The sequence below is a fragment of the Acinetobacter sp. MD2 genome (assembly GCF_035615575.1).
Taxonomy (GTDB): domain Bacteria; phylum Pseudomonadota; class Gammaproteobacteria; order Pseudomonadales; family Moraxellaceae; genus Acinetobacter.
Map to the genome: position 1 here is coordinate 277,168 of NZ_VTDK01000004.1, position 15,924 is coordinate 293,091.

Below are 15,924 nucleotides of genomic sequence, written 5' to 3' on the forward strand. Positions count from 1 at the left end.
AATTCCTTTTATCTGAGTACAAGTGGGTCTTTAATATAAATCAGCAAAATTTAGAGGTCAAAATTCGTTGCACTATGTGAGAAGAATGTTGGTCTTGTTTTTGGTGTTTTATGAAATATCGCGTTGTAGTCGTCGAATAGATGGAATTTCGGTATAGCGTAATACTTGATAGCCAGCCTCATTGAGCATTTTATCGCGTAATTGATCTTCTTTTACTTTGGTTAGATGGCTTGGGTCATCAAGTTCAATAATCGCTTTCACCTGAAATTTATGATTAACCACCACAAAATCTGTCACTTTGCGATTAAATTTGTTGCGTACTTTTATGTCTTTACTTGTAATAAGTGCACTAAAAGCGACTTGGGCGAGAATGTGGTATTGAGGAAAGGCTAGATTTAATTGTTTAAACATGCGTAATTCAAACTTGGTGATAATTGATCTAGCAAAATATTGTTGCCGCTTTTTGTGGTAAATATACAGTCCAATTACCACAAGAATCAGGCTAAGAGTGGTGAGTGTAAACGGATGAGAAATAGGTAAATTGAACACGAGGTAATACTGAACTCAATAAAAAACCCACTCAATAAGAGTGGGTTTTTGAATTTTGGCTCTCCAACCTGGGCTCGAACCAGGGACCTGCGGATTAACAGTCCGTCGCTCTACCGACTGAGCTATTGGAGAATATGGAAAGGGATTTTAGACATCAAAGTGATATTGGTCAAGTGTTTTGCTTTAAAAAATCCATAGAAAAGAATTGAATGCTTTAAAAATAGACTTTTGGTGGGGTTTTATTTTTGAATGTGTAAGGGGCGTGGTGGATTTCATAGAGTTTATTGAAATCGTTATTCTCACTGTGCTGAATACTTTTCTTTTTATGCTTTAAAAGGGTTCACTTTGGGTTGGTGGTGATTAATTATGGTGCAAAAAATAAAGCATATTGCAATATATGTGTATATAACTGTAGTAAATGCGTCTAAATCCTGGTTTGGCATGCTAATTGCAAATTTATTGCATCACTTAAACTATTTTATCCATATTTCTGTTGGTTTGCTGTGCGATTCAGCAAATTTAAATTGAAAATATGGGTAATTGGAGGGATGGGTATGCGCCAGCAATTAGATGAATATGATTATAAAATTTTGCAGCAATTGCAGGCGAATGGGCGTTTGAGCAATCAGGAGCTTGCTGAGGTGGTTGGTCTATCAACATCACAATGTTCTCGGCGGCGTATTGCGTTGGAACAGCAGGGCATGATTGTGGGTTATTTTGCACAGTTGCATCCTGATGCTGAAGCTCATTCAATTATGGGGATTATGGAAATTAAGTTCCTTCAGTATAGTCGTGAAATTGTAGAGCAGTTTTTTAATTTTGTGGCACAAGCAGTAACCATTCGCGAAGTATATAAAGTCACGGGAAATTATGACTATATGTTAAAAGTAACCGTGCAGGATCTGATTGAAATGAGCCAACTGATTAATCAGTTGGCAGCTTTGAATATTGGAATTGGTAATTTTAATACCTCGATTGTATTAGAGCGAGTCAAAGAAAATCAGCAAATGATGAATGTGGGCAATGTATATGAGTAGTACGGTAGTAACAATGGCAGCAAATTCAAATGTACAGAAGCATTCCTTGATTGAAGATGCTTTAGCGATGCTGATTGCGACATTCATTATTTCATTCTCGATGTTGCTTATGCAACAGGCAGGTACCTTAACGGGTGGTACGGCTGGTTTGGCTTTGCTGATTCACTATGTGACAGGAGTGAAGTTTGGCATTATTTTTTTTGTATTGAATGTGCCTTTTTATTACTTGGCTTATAAGCAATTGGGCGTGGCTATGGTGATTAAAACCGTTGTTGCGGTTGCTCTGTTGTCGATTTTAACTGAGCTTCATCCTTATTTTATTCATCTACAAGGTTTATCACCTTTGTATTTAACTGTTCTTGCCAATGTATTTATGGGAATTGGTTTTTTGATTTTATTCCGCCACCGCTCAAGCTTGGGTGGTTTTAATTTATTGGCATTGTTTATTCAAAAGCGTTATGGGATTGCTGCGGGTAAAATTCAAATGGTAACTGATATTTGTATTTTGTTTGCATCTCTGGCTTATGTAAGTGGCAAATTGCTACTGTTTTCAATTGTGGGGGTGATTATTCTAAATCTAATTTTAACCCTCAATCATCGTACCGATCGTTATGTTGTTTAATTTTAAATAGAGAAATATAAAATGTTTGATCAAGTACCACATTACGCAGGTGACCCGATTTTATCTTTAGTGGAGCAATTTAAAGTTGATCCACGTCCAAATAAAGTCAATTTAAGTGTTGGCATGTATTATAACGATGAGGGTGTTGTACCGCAGTTAGCTGCGATTCGTGCTGCACAACAATTACAAGCCGATATTGATGCAAATGCAAAATTGTATTTGCCAATGGAGGGGTTGCCTGATTACCGTAATGCTGTACAAGAATTATTATTTGGTGAACAACATAGTGCTATAAAAGATCAGCGAATTGCGACGATTCAAACCTTAGGCGGGGCGGGTGCGATCAGTATTGGGGCTAACTTTCTAAAAAGCTTTTTCCCCGATTCTGGTGTTTGGTTGAGTCAACCAACATGGGATAACCATGCGGCTATTTTTAATGGTGTGGGGTTTAAAACGCATTATTATCCTTATTATGATGCTGTGACGGGGCAAATTGATTTTGATGGTATGTGTGAGACTTTATCGGTGTTGTCGGCGCATAGTATTGTTTTATTGCATCCCTGTTGTCATAACCCAACAGGGATGGATTTGGTTCCTGAGCAGTGGGATCGTGTGATTGAAATTATTCAGCAGCGGGGCTTAATTCCTTTTTTAGATATTGCCTATCAAGGTTTGGGTGATGGTATTGAGCAAGATGCATATTTAATTCGTGCATTGGCGAATACTCAAGTTCAATTTATGCTCAGTAACTCATTCTCAAAGATTTTTTCACTTTATGGTGAGCGTGTTGGTGGGTTGTCTGTTGTGTGTCAGCATCAAGAAGAAGCGACACGTGTACTTGGGCAGCTTAAAGCGGTGATTCGTCGTCATTATACATGTCCGCCAACAACGGGCGCTGCATTGGTTAATGTGGTCTTAAATAAACTTGAATTAAAGCAGTTGTGGTTGACTGAGGTCGAAACGATGCGTCAGCGTATTGTGCTGATGCGCCAACAGCTTAAAGCATTGTTGTCTGAAAAATTGCCTGAGCAAAATTTTGATTATTTGACTGAGCAACAGGGAATGTTTAGTTATACGGGGCTGAGTGTTGAGCAGGTGAATTGTTTGCGTGAAGAATACGCAGTGTATTTAATTAAAAGCGGGCGTATTTGTATATCAGGTTTGAATTCAAGCAATGTGGAATATGTAGCGCAAGCGATTGCTGAGGTCATACAAAGCGAAGTTGCTTTGGGGTGATGGTATTCGTGCCGCTACCTTTTTGTTATATTTTAAGTAAAAAAAGACCATTACAAATGTAATGGTCTTTTTGAATCTTGGCTCTTCCACCTGGGCTCGAACCAGGGACCTGCGGATTAACAGTCCGTCGCTCTACCGACTGAGCTATGGAAGAATAGATGGCTCTCCAACCTGGGCTCGAACCAGGGACCTGCGGATTAACAGTCCGTCGCTCTACCGACTGAGCTATTGGAGAATCTGATGCGCATTCTATTGAGTCCATTAAATTTGGTCAAGTATTTTTTTAATAAAAACAATCAACTGTTTTATTTATAAACAGAATGAGTTGTAGGTGGTTTTTGAAATTATCAAAATCATTACAGATATTGATTAGATAGCATGAAGCCTTGAAAATATTTTCAAGAATTTTAGCCAGCATCTAATTTAGAGTACCCTCAGAATTGTTACCAAGATAAAATTTGATAGAAACAGTGAACGATTAATTAAAGAGCCTACATCAGCTTAAAGATTCACATCATCGCTCGGTAAATAATGTTATGGCAGCTGTTGTTGCATATTGTTTAAATTCCAATAAGCTAATATTTAGAATAGTCTCTAAGAAATTCTTGTCGGACTTATGTTGGTTTTCCAAGTTAAATCCTCCAGTTTTTTCAGCATACATCACAGGCTCTGATGATTTATTTGGGATTTGGCTATAGTTCCTTCCTAAATAAAAAAACCGAGTACGGTAATGTACTCGGTTTTCATCAAAAATACCTTGAATCTATTTTATAAATAGTCAACAAGATTATTTTTCAACGCCTGCCGCTTCGCCTGCAAGTTTTGCATTGGCATAATCCCAGTTTACAAGGCTTTCTAAGAAAGTTGCGATGTATTTAGGACGAGCATTACGGAAGTCGATGTAATACGCATGTTCCCAAACGTCAATGGTTAATACTGCAATTTGGCCATGTGCAAGTGGTGTATCTGCATTTGCAGTTTTAACAATTGAAAGATTACCATTGACTTGGTCAGCAACTAACCATGCCCAACCAGAACCAAACTGAGTGGTTGCAGCAGCAGCGAATTCTTCAGCAAATTTTTCATAAGAACCAAATGCAGCATCAATTTTTGCAGCAATTGCACCCGTTGGCTTGCCACCACCGTTTTGTGCTAAACAGTTCCAATAGAACGTGTGGTTCCATACTTGCGCAGCATTGTTAAAAATACCTGCTTTAGCCGCATCACCCGCAGTTGCTTTAATAATAGCTTCTAAAGATTGACCTTCTAAGTCTGTACCTTTAATTAAATTATTCAGGTTTACAACATAAGTGTTGTGGTGTTTATCGTGATGGAATTCTAAAGTTTCTTTGCTGATGTGTGGTTCAAGTGCTTCGTAACCATATGGTAGTGCTGGTAAAGTAATGGTTGTCATTTTTAATTCCTTGCGTTAGCTGGGTTAGACAATTAAGAACATAAGTGTAAAACATTTTTGGATAAAATGTCTGTATGGTCAATAATGTAATACAAACAATTTCTCGATAACAATGCTTTTTCAATGAATTAGATTGGATTTTCTAATTCATAATAGCTATATTCAAGATCAAACTGTTGTGCCAAAGCTTGACCTAAACGCTGTACGCCAAATTGCTCGGTTGCATGATGCCCACAAGCAAAATAATGCACACCTAATTCTTTAGCCTCATAAAATGTACGTTCGCTTACTTCGCCCGATAAATAAGCATCGCATTGTTGAGCGGCAGCTTTGGTGATGAAATCTTGCGCTGCCCCTGTGCAAAAACCGACTTTTTGAATTGTTTGACTTGTTGCCGGTAAGTGAACAATGTCACGTTGAAACTTTTGGGCTAATAATTGTTGAAAGGCTTCGATAGAAAGAGGTTGTTCTAAATAACCAATATTGCCAATCGGATGTTTTTCGGTTGGATCAAGTGCTTCTAGTTGAGTGAGATTAAGCAATTCGGCAATCGAAGCATTATTGCCATATTCAGGATGAGCATCAAGAGGAAGGTGATAAGCAATTAAAGAGATATCATGCTGAATTAATTTTTTAATGCGTTGTCCACGCATTCCTGTAATTGCAGCAGCTTCACCTTTCCAAAAATAACCGTGATGAACCAATAAAACATCAGCTTTTTGTTGAATGCAGGCCTCAATTGCGTCTAATGATGCAGTGACAGCACACATAATTTTTTTGATTTCTGGCTTACCTTCAATCTGTAAGCCATTCGGTGCATAATCTTTAAATTCTGCTGTTTTTAAGGTCTGATCACACCAATTTAAAATATTGGCTAATGTAGCCATAGAATATCTCCGAAAATTGATTTCAATGTTTTTATACAAAGCCATTGTAACCAATGTTCGACAAAACCGAGTTATTGTTTGGCAACCTAAGCTTTGTTTTTATGTTTAAATGAGGCAAAATTGGCAGATTGATCAATTAATTAAAACAAAATAGAGGGGGAGAACGTGCGTAAAGTTTTCTCATGGTTACCTTGGTTGTTGCTTATTTTAGTCGTTATCGGCTTTCTCACGTGGCAAAAAATTCATACAGCAAAAGCACCAATTGCGACCGATAGTGTACAAATGCCTGTCGAAAAGCAAGCATCACTGCTAAATACGCCCTCATCGGGTGTTGTCGTATCTTATAATGCGGCAGTTAAGGTTGCAGCACCTGCTGTGGTCAATATTTTTACGATGCAAAAAGTAAAACGTAATGATCATGCTTTGTTACATGATCCTGCATTTAAGAAATTCTTTGGTGATAAATTACCCGATCAATCAGACCAAGATGAAAATAGTTTAGGTTCAGGCGTAATCGTTCGCTCGGATGGCTATATTCTGACGAATAATCATGTGATTGCACAAGCCGACCAAATTGTAGTGGCACTTTATGATGGGCGCCGTGCGGAAGCGAAAGTGATCGGTACCGATCCTGATACAGACTTAGCCGTAATTAAAGTCGATTTAACCAATTTGCCCGTATTGCCATTTAAGCAAAGTGGAAATGAGGTTGGAGATGTGGTTTTAGCGATTGGTAATCCATTTGGGGTTGGTCAGACGGTCACGCAAGGTATTATCTCGGCTTTAGGGCGTTCCGATTTAGGGATTAATACTTACGAAGATTTTATTCAAACGGATGCGGCAATTAACCCCGGAAATTCTGGCGGTGCATTGATTGATGTGGCAGGAAATTTGGTGGGTATTAATACGGCTATTTTCTCGCAATCGGGTGGTTCTTTGGGTATTGGTTTTGCAATTCCTGCCAAAATCTGTTTGCAAGTGTTTAACTCAATTTTAAAAGACGGTCGTGTGATTCGTGGTTGGTTAGGCATTAGTTTGGTTGGTATACGTCATAATGATGGTTTTGAAACGGCTCAGACGGGAATTTTGGTTGCAGACGTTTTAAGTAATGGTCCTGCTGCACATGCGGGTTTACAAACAGGTGATCGTATTTTGCAAGTCAACCAAGAAAAAATGAATTCACCTTCGCATTTAATTAACTACGTTGCATTACAAGCGCCTAATAGCATTATTCAATTGTTGGTACAACGTAAAAATGAACAATTGAAATTGGATATAACTGTAGGTGAGCGTAAAGTTAAAAACAACAATGCACAATTCATTCCTTTGCCAAATCGTTAAATAGATTGCTTATTGATATCTTTTATTCTCCGTCTATAGGGCAGGAAATAAAAGAGTTTATGCAATAAGCCGATAAATGACGATGCAATAAAAAAGCGCTTGATTGTCCAAGCGCTTTTTTTGATGAGTTAAAAAAATTAGCTTTCGACTTGAATCCCTGCAACAACCCAATCTTGAGTAGAGCCAGCCGGTTTAACAAAATGCCAAATTTCCGAGAATGGTTTTGGCTGACTATTTAAATCTTCAGAAACCTGACCAGTAAAACGAACACTGGCAACGTATTGTCCATTTTCGGTAGTCGATTCAACCAACATTGCATTTAAATTACTAAATTCAGCAATGTCTTGATCTTGGTTTGCCATCACATCTTGATAGATAGATTGGTAAAGATCAGGCGTTAAATAACGGCGAATTTCTTCGATATTACTTGCGCTGTTCATCGACTGAACATGGTTGAAGCGTTGGCGTGCAATACGTAAGAAAGCAGCAGGTTCAGTGCCATCAGGTAATTGGTTGCCATTGTTGGTATAGGCCGTACCACCAAATGGTGCTTGAGGTGCCGCTGCATTATTGCCACCTACATTTTGACCAAAAATATTCGTACTGTCGTTGTTACGTACATTTGTTGGTGCTTGTGAAAACGGGCCATTTCCACTCGCATTTGGTGCATATGGGTTATTCGTGGCTAACTTTTTTTTTGCTTCCATACGACGGAAAACAAAGAAAGCAATACCACCGAGTAATACAATCCAAATCCAGCCTGGTAAGCCCGATTTTTCTTGTTTTTGTTGAGCTGCTTGCTGATCACTTTGTTCAGTTGCTGTATTGGTATTTGCAGTTGCTGAATGGCGATCATCTGCCATTGCATTCGCTGCAATTGCACCAACTGCAGCGCCTGCAACGCCCGCAGCGACCATTTTACCAACGCCTGAACCTGATTTTTGTGGTGCAGTGTTGTTGTATGTAGCAGCAGGTGCAGTTTGATAAGAAGGTGCTTTTTGATAAGACTGACTTGGTGCTGCAGAACGTTGCATGCCGCGGCTTTGACCACCACCAACACGTTTTGCATCAACTAACGGTGAAACCACCAAAGTTGCCATTAACATACTTGCAACTAAGCCACGACGGCGAGTATTCATTTATTTTTCCTATAGAACAGAAATCACGATTTGCTTTACTTTTATGCAGCCTTTTAGTGGGAATTTCAAGAGTAATCAGGTAATTTTTAACAATTTAGCGCAGAAGTATTGAGATGGGTACTCAATCTATTCATATTTAATAAATATAAATAGATTCAGGTGTTTAATCATCATTTGTGGGTGTTTAACGATTTGATCAGGCTTTTACTGGTCGTCACTTAATTGCATGGCTTGTGCTAATGCCTCGTGTAAGCGTGAAACGGCAATCACTTCTACACCTTCGATCGTTTTTTGTGGAGCATTGCCTTTGGGAACAATTAAGGATTTAAAACCTTGCTTAATCGCTTCTTTTAAGCGCTCTTGACCATTCGGAACGGGGCGAATCTCACCAGAAAGGCCAACTTCACCAAATACCGCTAATTGTTGTGGAAGCGCTTTGCCGCGTAAGCTTGAAGCACAGGCCAATAAAACGGCCAAGTCTGAACCTGTCTCGGTAATTTTTAAACCACCAACGACATTTACATAGACATCTTGCCCTGAAGTTTGTACTCCGCCATGACGGTGCATAACTGCTAAGAGCATATTTAATCGATTCTGCTCTAAACCTAAAGCAACGCGGCGCGGTTGACCTTGAGCATCATCCACTAAAGCCTGTACTTCTACTAACAGTGGGCGTGTGCCTTCACGGCTAATCATAACCACAGAACCAGGAATGGCTTCTTCGTAACGGCTTAAAAAAATGGCAGATGGATTGCTCACACCACGCAGACCTTTATCGGTCATACCAAATACACCTAATTCATTGACTGCACCAAAACGGTTCTTTACTGCACGAATCATGCGGTATCTAGAGTCAGTCTGACCTTCAAAATACAATACACAGTCGACCATATGTTCTAAAACACGCGGCCCAGCTAAAGCACCTTCTTTGGTGACATGGCCGACAATAAATAAGGCCGTACCACTATGTTTTGCAAAACGGGTAAGTAGGGCTGCTGATTCTCTAATTTGCGATACGCCACCCGGAGCAGATTGTAAGGTTTCGGTATATAAGGTTTGAATCGAATCTAAAATAGCAACTGCGGGACGTAACTCAGCCAAAATTTCACAAATGCGTTCTACACACGTTTCTGCCATGACCTTTAAGTGAGTGGTTGGTAAATCAAGACGCTGTGCACGAAGTGCCACTTGCGATAACGATTCTTCACCTGTGACATAGAGTGCAGATTGTTGTTCGGCAATATGCGTGGCCGTTTGTAACAAAATGGTTGATTTACCAATACCGGGATCGCCACCAATCAATACGACTGAACCTTCAACCAATCCACCACCAAGCACGCGGTCAAATTCTTGACTCCCTGTTTCAAGTCGGCTTTCGAGTGAAACAGAGACTTTATTTAATGTGGTAATTTTTGCAGCTTGGCCTGAGTAGCCACCTGAAAGACCAACTTTGGCACGATGGTTGGACGCAGGTTCAAGTTTGGTTTCAATTAAGCTATTCCATTCGCCACATTCACTACATTGTCCTGCCCATTTAGGATGGCTTGCACCACATTGTTCACAGCGGTAGACAGTCTTGACTTTACTCATGTAGGGAATTCACTTGTGGGATTATTTTGACACATTATTCTAGCGAATTTATATTCATTCGCGTGGATTAAAAAGTATAAGTTGTGCTTTACAACATGAAAATAAGCGGGTATGTATAATTGCTTTCGAGTTAAGCATCGGAAAAAATAAAGGAATTTTGCTTGTGTTAAAAATGAGCAATTAACATGAAGGGCAGATAACTTGGCACGTTATTTGTTAGTTGAAATACAAAATGTAACAAGGAACCTTCTGGATGACTATGACGAATCAAGATACGGATCATTCAGCACATGATCTGCAACGTAATTTAAGCAATCGTCATTTGCAGTTGATTGCAATTGGTGGGGCAATTGGAACAGGTCTCTTCATGGGATCTGGTAAAACCATTAGTTTGGCAGGCCCATCGATTCTTTTGATTTATATGATCATCGGGATTATGGTGTTTTTCCTTATGCGTGCATTAGGGGAATTACTACTTTCTAATTTGGAATATAAATCTTTTGTTGATATGTCGTATGACTTAATCGGACCAAAAGCTGGGTTCTACGTGGGGTGGACTTACTGGGTTGGTTGGGTATTAACAGGCATGGCGGATTTAACCGCAGTCATTAACTATTTAACCTTTTGGTTACCCGATGGCATGCAGTTTACTCCAGCCGGGCAAGCACTGATTAGTGCGGGTTGTGTTGTGATTCTTTTGGTTTTGAATCTACTCACAGTAAAACTGTTTGGTGAAACTGAATTTTGGTTTGCAATTGTTAAAATTGTGGCGATTATTGCGTTGGTCTGTGTGGGGGCATACATGATCTTTACGCATTACCAATCTCCAAATGGCGATGTTGCATCATTAAGCAATATTTGGTCACATGGTGGGATTTTCCCTAAAGGATTGGAAGGCTTCTTAGCAGGCTTCCAGATTGCCATCTTTGCCTTTATTGGGGTTGAACTAGTCGGTACTGCTGCTGCTGAAGCAAAAGATCCACATAAAAACTTGCCAAAAGCAGTGAATGCAATTCCTGTTCGTGTAATTTTATTCTACGTATTATCGTTAGTTGTCGTGATGTCTGTTGTACCTTGGAACCACGTTGTTCCAAACAAAAGCCCATTCGTTGAATTATTCTTAATGGCAGGTATTCCAACGGCTGCGGTGATTATGAACTTGGTGGTGTTGTCTTCAGTAATGTCATCAATGAACAGTGGTATTTTCTCAACAAGCCGTATGCTTTACGGTTTAGCAAAAGATGGCCAAGCACCTGATGCAATGGGTAAATTGTCGAAAAGTGCAGTTCCAACCAATGGTTTATTGTTCTCTTGCGCATGTATTATGGGTGGTGCAGCATTACAATTCTTCGTTCCAAACACCATTGAAGCCTTTACTTTGGCAACGACACTTTCAGTCATTCTATTTGTATCAGTATGGATCATCATTATGGTGAGCTATATTCGTTACCGTAAATTGAAGCCTGAGCTACATGAAAAATCTATTTTCAAAATGCCAGGTGGTGTATTCATGAGCTATGTTGTTATTGTATTTTTCATGTTTACGATCGCAATTTTAGTTTTAGAACCGGATACACGTAAGTCACTTTTAGTAAGTCCAATTTGGTTAATTATTCTAGCAATTGGCTATTATGGTTTCTATCGTAAAAAATTAGACAATTCGTCGCATTAATTTAGCGTTTTTATCAATAATACTGAGCATACGTGCTCAGTATTTTTTTGACTTAAAATGGTGCAGAAATAGAGAATGTAGAATTATTTTTCTTGTTTGGTAGTAACTTTTTTAATACAAAATAACAATAACTATCAATAAGTAAATAATATCTAAATTTGATCAAAGAATAAAAAAAGCGAATAATGAAAAAAGCGAACTCTTATAGTGCGTTTAATGTACTTATTTAGTGCGAAAATCACTTATGAGAGGGAGTATTCCTTTATAATGTTAAATATTTGATGGTTTTTTGCCCAAAATGAATGCGCTATTCGATTCTGCATTTATGCTGTCGGTGGATTTTAGGCTAAATATCATCACAAGGTGGGTAAGGTGAAGTCTGTTATAGCGTGGTATTTGAATCACTTATTCAGGAGTGCAAAATAAGAAATGAAAAGAAGCTCATCAGAAATATCGGTACAACAAGAACAATTAAGTAAGAGTCTTTCGAATCGGCATTTACAGTTGATTGCAATTGGCGGCGCGATTGGTACAGGGCTATTTATGGGGTCTGGAAAAACCATTAGCTTAGCTGGGCCATCAATTTTGTTGATTTACATGATTATTGGTTTAATGGTCTTTTTTGTAATGCGTGCTTTAGGCGAGCTGTTGCTATCTAATTTAAATTATAAATCTTTTATTGATTTTTCGAGTGATTTAATTGGGCCGTGGGCAGGCTATTTTGTTGGGTGGACCTACTGGTTATGTTGGATTAGCATCGGAATTGCCGACCTATCTGCCATTATTAATTATTTGCAATTTTTTAATGCGGGACAGCCTTTTGGTGCGGGTGAATCCGCATTCATTTGCATGGCATCGATCTTTTTTATTATGGGGCTGAATTTAGTTACCGTAAAATTGTTTGGTGAAATGGAATTTTGGTTTGCCTTAGTCAAAATTATTGCCATTGTGGTATTGATTGCAGTGGGACTATGGATGGTTGTTACAGGTTTTACATCAACCACGCAAGATGTGGCATCTTTTAGCCATTTATGGGCAAATGGTGGTTTTTTCCCTAAAGGGTTAGCAGGATTTTTAGCAGGTTTCCAAATTGCAATTTTTGCTTTTGTTGGGGTTGAATTGGTCGGAACCACTGCCGCTGAAACAAAAAATCCCGAACGTAATTTGCCTAAAGCGGTGAACTCAATTCCAATTCGAATTATTATTTTTTATGTTTTGGCACTTTTAATTGTGATGTCGGTGACACCTTGGAATCACATTAATCCGAATGTTAGCCCTTTTGTGAGTTTATTTAGCCAAGCAGGTATTGCGGCGGCTGCAATTATTATGAATTTGGTGGTGTTATCTTCGGTCATGTCATCCATGAATAGCGGGGTATTTTCAACCAGTCGGATGCTATTTGGTTTGTCGCGTGAAGGTCGTGGGCCAAAAATGTTCGGTCGTTTAACTTCACGCCGAGTCCCTGCCAATGCACTGTATTTTTCTGCATTGTGTTTGTTGGGCGGTGCAGCATTACAATATTTTGTGCCCAATACCGTCGAAGCTTTTACTTTAGCGACAACCTTATCTACTGTATTTTTTATTTTTGTTTGGTTAATTATTATTTGGAGTTATATCAATTATTATAAAACTCGACCTGAGTTACATGCGCAATCGAAATTTAAATTGCCAGGCGGATTATTCACGTGTTGGATGGTTATTATCTTCTTTGTCGGAATGTTGTATGTGCTGTCATTACAGCCTGATACCTATGCTGCCTTAAAGGTTAGCCCACTTTGGTTTGTGTTGTTATGGATAGGTTATTTGTTCTATAAACCGAAACCATAATATTGGCTTTATTTTTTTAAACACCTGTTCTTGTAACAGGTGTTTTTGTTGATAAAGATAGACGAAAGACTTTGGTGATGGGCATCTTCACGGTATACTGCTGTGAATTTATTAATCAACAAGGTGATGTCGATCATGCGTCAATTGATTTGCGCGATGAGCGGGTTAGCAGCGTTATTGGCATTAACGGGCTGTGGACAATCAGGAGATTTACAGCTTACTTCAGACCCGCATCTAGACACCCGTCCTAAATACTTGCTCTATCATCCTAAAGACCAAAAACAGCCACATCAAGCTGAGTCTACTGCTTCAGACCTTACACCTTCTTCAGTTCAATAATATAAGGATTGTTTTTCCATGAGCTTTACTCGTATCCAAGGGATTCTACATGCTGAACAGTGTTCATTAGAACAACTTGCCCAACAGTTTTCGACCCCACTTTATGTCTATTCAAAACAAAGTTTTGAAAAGCATTATTTGGATATGGATCAAGCTTTTGCATTTATTGATCATCAGATTTGTTTTGCGGTAAAGTCTAATTCCAACTTGGCAGTTTTAAATGTATTGGCAAAGCTTGGTGCGGGCTTTGATATTGTGACAGGCGGTGAACTCGCACGGGTACTTGCCGCAGGTGGTGATGCTGCAAAAATCGTTTTTTCGGGTTTAGGTAAAACTGAAGCTGATATTGAAAAAGCCTTAAATGTAGGGATTGCTTGTTTTAATGTCGAGTCTTATGCAGAACTTGACCGTATTGAAAAAGTCGCGGCCGCTTTAGGTAAAAAAGCGCCAATTTCACTCAGGGTTAATCCTGATGTCGATGCGAAAACCCATCCTTACATTTCGACTGGTTTAAAAGAAAATAAATTTGGTATTCCAAGTGACGCGGTATATGAGACCTATGCTTACGCACAGCAATTACCACACTTAGATATTATTGGAATTGACTGCCATATTGGTTCACAACTGACTGAAACAAAACCTTTTGTTGATGCACTTGATCGTGTAACGGTGATGATTGAAAAACTCACCGAGATGGGTATTGAGTTAAAACATATTGATATTGGTGGTGGTTTAGGTGTGGTGTATAAAGATGAAACCCCGCCAAGTGTTTCTGAATATGCCAATGCAATGAAGCCTGCTTTAGAAAAATTAGGTTTAAAAGTGTATATGGAACCGGGACGTAGCATTAGTGCCAATGCAGGTGTGTTACTGACCAGAGTTGATCTACTTAAACCGACCAATCACCGTAACTTTGCCATTGTCGATGCGGCAATGAACGACTTAATTCGTCCATCGTTATATGAAGCATGGATGGATATTCAAGAAGTTAATCCTCGTCCAGAGCATGAGCAAAAAGTCTGGGATGTGGTGGGTGCAATTTGTGAAACGGGTGATTTTTTAGGGAAAGACCGTGCTTTGGCCCTTGAAGCAAATGATTTACTGGCAATTACAGGTGCGGGTGCATACGGTTTTTCGATGAGCTCGAACTATAATTCGCGTGGTCGTGCCGCCGAGGTTATGGTCGATGGTAACACCGCATATTTAATTCGTCGCCGTGAAACGATTGAGTCATTATGGCAGAACGAACAACTGTTGCCTGAGGGTTAATTGCGATGCTATTAGAATTTACTAAAATGCACGGCTTGGGCAATGACTTTATGGTGATTGACCTTGTCACACAAAGTGCTTATCTCGACACAGTGACCATTCAGCGTATGGCTGATCGTCACTTTGGGATTGGTTTTGACCAGTTATTGATTGTTGAACCACCTGATTTACCCAATGTTGATTTTAAATATCGTATTTTTAATGCAGATGGTTCTGAGGTTGAGCAATGTGGCAATGGCGTGCGTTGTTTTGCCCGTTTTGTGCATGAACGACAACTGACCCATAAAACTAAAATTCGCGTGCAGACTAAATCGGGGATTGTTGAACCTGAGCTTGGCCCAAATGGATGGGTGCGCGTGAATATGGGACAACCACGTTTTTTACCTGAAGAAATTCCATTTTTGGCCGAAGAACAAGAAGCACTTTATTCACTTGAATTGGCGCATCAAGAAACACTTACCATTGATGTGGTGAATATGGGCAATCCACATGCCGTGACTTTGGTTGCAGATGTAATGAATGCCGATGTGGCAGGTTTAGGGCCACAAGTCGAAGCACATGCACGTTTTCCTGAACGCGTGAATGCGGGTTTCATGCAAATTATTGATGAAAAACATGCGCGTTTACGTGTGTTTGAACGTGGTGTTGGTGAAACTTTAGCATGTGGTACGGGTGCTTGTGCGGCTGCGGTTAGTGGTATGCGCCGTGGTTTATTGGCCAATGAAGTTGAAATTGAGCTACAAGGTGGGCGTTTACATATTGCATGGCGCGAAGGCGATGTGGTGTGGATGACTGGGCCAACGGCGAAAGTGTACGATGGTCGGTTAGACTTACGTTACTTCCAAAGCTAAATTCTTGTTGATTAGACTTCTTACATACAGCGCTTTTATTTCTTCCTATGGGGGAAATAAAGGGGTCTAAGCCATGATGCAAGGCGTCGATTAAAAGCACGATCTCAGGATGGTGCTTTTAATCTTGAGAAACTTAAAAAGCGATGAGAGA

Annotated in this window: 14 protein-coding genes, 3 tRNA genes and 1 pseudogene; 10 read left to right on the forward strand and 8 right to left on the reverse strand. The window is 39.5% G+C overall.

Features of this window, described 5'->3' with window-relative positions; translation table 11 throughout:
• Positions 1 to 108 precede the first annotated feature (108 nt).
• Together FXN70_RS07945 and FXN70_RS07950 are read right to left on the reverse strand one after the other, a co-directional pair.
• Positions 109 to 501, reverse strand: coding sequence for a DUF2726 domain-containing protein (locus tag FXN70_RS07945; protein ID WP_420714394.1), 393 nt, complete (start codon positions 499 to 501; stop codon positions 109 to 111).
• A gap of 104 nt (positions 502 to 605) precedes the next feature.
• Positions 606 to 681: transfer RNA gene (locus FXN70_RS07950), tRNA-Asn, on the reverse strand.
• Positions 682 to 1,103: 422 nt separating this feature from the next.
• On the opposite strand from FXN70_RS07950, the gene FXN70_RS07955 reads away from it, so the two are divergent.
• From FXN70_RS07955 to FXN70_RS07965, 3 genes are read left to right on the forward strand one after another with little or no spacing between them, the layout of a single operon-like run.
• On the forward strand, positions 1,104 to 1,586 hold the full coding sequence (locus FXN70_RS07955; protein WP_324646919.1) for an Lrp/AsnC family transcriptional regulator: 483 nt from the start codon (positions 1,104 to 1,106) through the stop codon (positions 1,584 to 1,586).
• Positions 1,579 to 2,208, forward strand: coding sequence for a YitT family protein (locus tag FXN70_RS07960; RefSeq protein WP_324646920.1), 630 nt, complete (start codon positions 1,579 to 1,581; stop codon positions 2,206 to 2,208). Before FXN70_RS07955 ends, FXN70_RS07960 begins: the two co-directional genes overlap by 8 nt.
• A gap of 21 nt (positions 2,209 to 2,229) precedes the next feature.
• Positions 2,230 to 3,444 carry an amino acid aminotransferase gene (locus FXN70_RS07965; protein WP_324646921.1) on the forward strand — a complete coding sequence of 405 codons (1,215 nt, stop codon included), beginning with the start codon at positions 2,230 to 2,232 and terminating at the stop codon, positions 3,442 to 3,444.
• Positions 3,445 to 3,522: 78 nt separating this feature from the next.
• Here FXN70_RS07965 and FXN70_RS07970 read toward each other — a convergent pair.
• Positions 3,523 to 3,598: transfer RNA gene (locus FXN70_RS07970), tRNA-Asn, on the reverse strand.
• A gap of 5 nt (positions 3,599 to 3,603) precedes the next feature.
• Positions 3,604 to 3,679, reverse strand: a tRNA-Asn gene (locus FXN70_RS07975).
• Between the two features lie 223 nt (positions 3,680 to 3,902).
• Between FXN70_RS07975 and FXN70_RS11985 the strand changes: the two are divergent.
• Positions 3,903 to 4,043 (forward strand): annotated as a pseudogene (locus FXN70_RS11985) (IS982 family transposase); the annotation flags it as partial.
• 188 nt (positions 4,044 to 4,231) lie between these two features.
• Here the strand turns inward: FXN70_RS11985 and FXN70_RS07980 are convergent.
• Both FXN70_RS07980 and FXN70_RS07985 read right to left on the reverse strand, forming a co-directional pair.
• Positions 4,232 to 4,858, reverse strand: a complete 627-nt coding sequence (locus FXN70_RS07980; protein WP_324646922.1) for a superoxide dismutase — start codon at positions 4,856 to 4,858, stop codon at positions 4,232 to 4,234.
• Between the two features lie 128 nt (positions 4,859 to 4,986).
• Positions 4,987 to 5,745, reverse strand: coding sequence for a Nif3-like dinuclear metal center hexameric protein (locus FXN70_RS07985; RefSeq protein WP_324646923.1), 759 nt, complete (start codon positions 5,743 to 5,745; stop codon positions 4,987 to 4,989).
• Positions 5,746 to 5,910: 165 nt separating this feature from the next.
• Between FXN70_RS07985 and FXN70_RS07990 the strand changes: the two genes are divergently transcribed.
• A complete protein-coding gene (locus FXN70_RS07990; RefSeq protein ID WP_324646924.1) occupies positions 5,911 to 7,086 on the forward strand; it encodes a S1C family serine protease in 1,176 nt (391 codons plus the stop codon).
• 137 nt (positions 7,087 to 7,223) lie between these two features.
• On the opposite strand, the gene FXN70_RS07995 is transcribed toward FXN70_RS07990, so the two are convergent.
• On the reverse strand, positions 7,224 to 8,225 hold the full coding sequence (locus tag FXN70_RS07995; RefSeq protein ID WP_324646925.1) for a Tim44-like domain-containing protein: 1,002 nt from the start codon (positions 8,223 to 8,225) through the stop codon (positions 7,224 to 7,226).
• A gap of 204 nt (positions 8,226 to 8,429) precedes the next feature.
• Positions 8,430 to 9,815 carry a DNA repair protein RadA gene (radA, locus tag FXN70_RS08000; protein ID WP_324646926.1) on the reverse strand — a complete coding sequence of 462 codons (1,386 nt, stop codon included), beginning with the start codon at positions 9,813 to 9,815 and terminating at the stop codon, positions 8,430 to 8,432.
• A gap of 253 nt (positions 9,816 to 10,068) precedes the next feature.
• On the opposite strand from radA, the gene FXN70_RS08005 reads away from it, so the two are divergent.
• The 5 genes from FXN70_RS08005 (at position 10,069) to dapF (ending at position 15,773) form a co-directional block, all read left to right on the forward strand.
• Positions 10,069 to 11,487 (forward strand): amino acid permease, encoded by a 1,419-nt coding sequence (locus FXN70_RS08005; protein ID WP_324646927.1) that lies wholly within the window; start codon positions 10,069 to 10,071, stop codon positions 11,485 to 11,487.
• A gap of 429 nt (positions 11,488 to 11,916) precedes the next feature.
• Positions 11,917 to 13,314, forward strand: coding sequence for an amino acid permease (locus FXN70_RS08010; RefSeq protein ID WP_324646928.1), 1,398 nt, complete (start codon positions 11,917 to 11,919; stop codon positions 13,312 to 13,314).
• Between the two features lie 135 nt (positions 13,315 to 13,449).
• Positions 13,450 to 13,653, forward strand: coding sequence for an LPS translocon maturation chaperone LptM (lptM, locus tag FXN70_RS08015; protein ID WP_324646929.1), 204 nt, complete (start codon positions 13,450 to 13,452; stop codon positions 13,651 to 13,653).
• Between the two features lie 18 nt (positions 13,654 to 13,671).
• Positions 13,672 to 14,922, forward strand: coding sequence for a diaminopimelate decarboxylase (gene lysA / locus FXN70_RS08020; RefSeq protein WP_324646930.1), 1,251 nt, complete (start codon positions 13,672 to 13,674; stop codon positions 14,920 to 14,922).
• A 5-nt stretch (positions 14,923 to 14,927) separates the two neighbouring features.
• A complete protein-coding gene (gene dapF, locus FXN70_RS08025) occupies positions 14,928 to 15,773 on the forward strand; it encodes a diaminopimelate epimerase (protein WP_324646931.1) in 846 nt (281 codons plus the stop codon).
• The last annotated feature ends 151 nt before the right edge of the window (positions 15,774 to 15,924 follow it).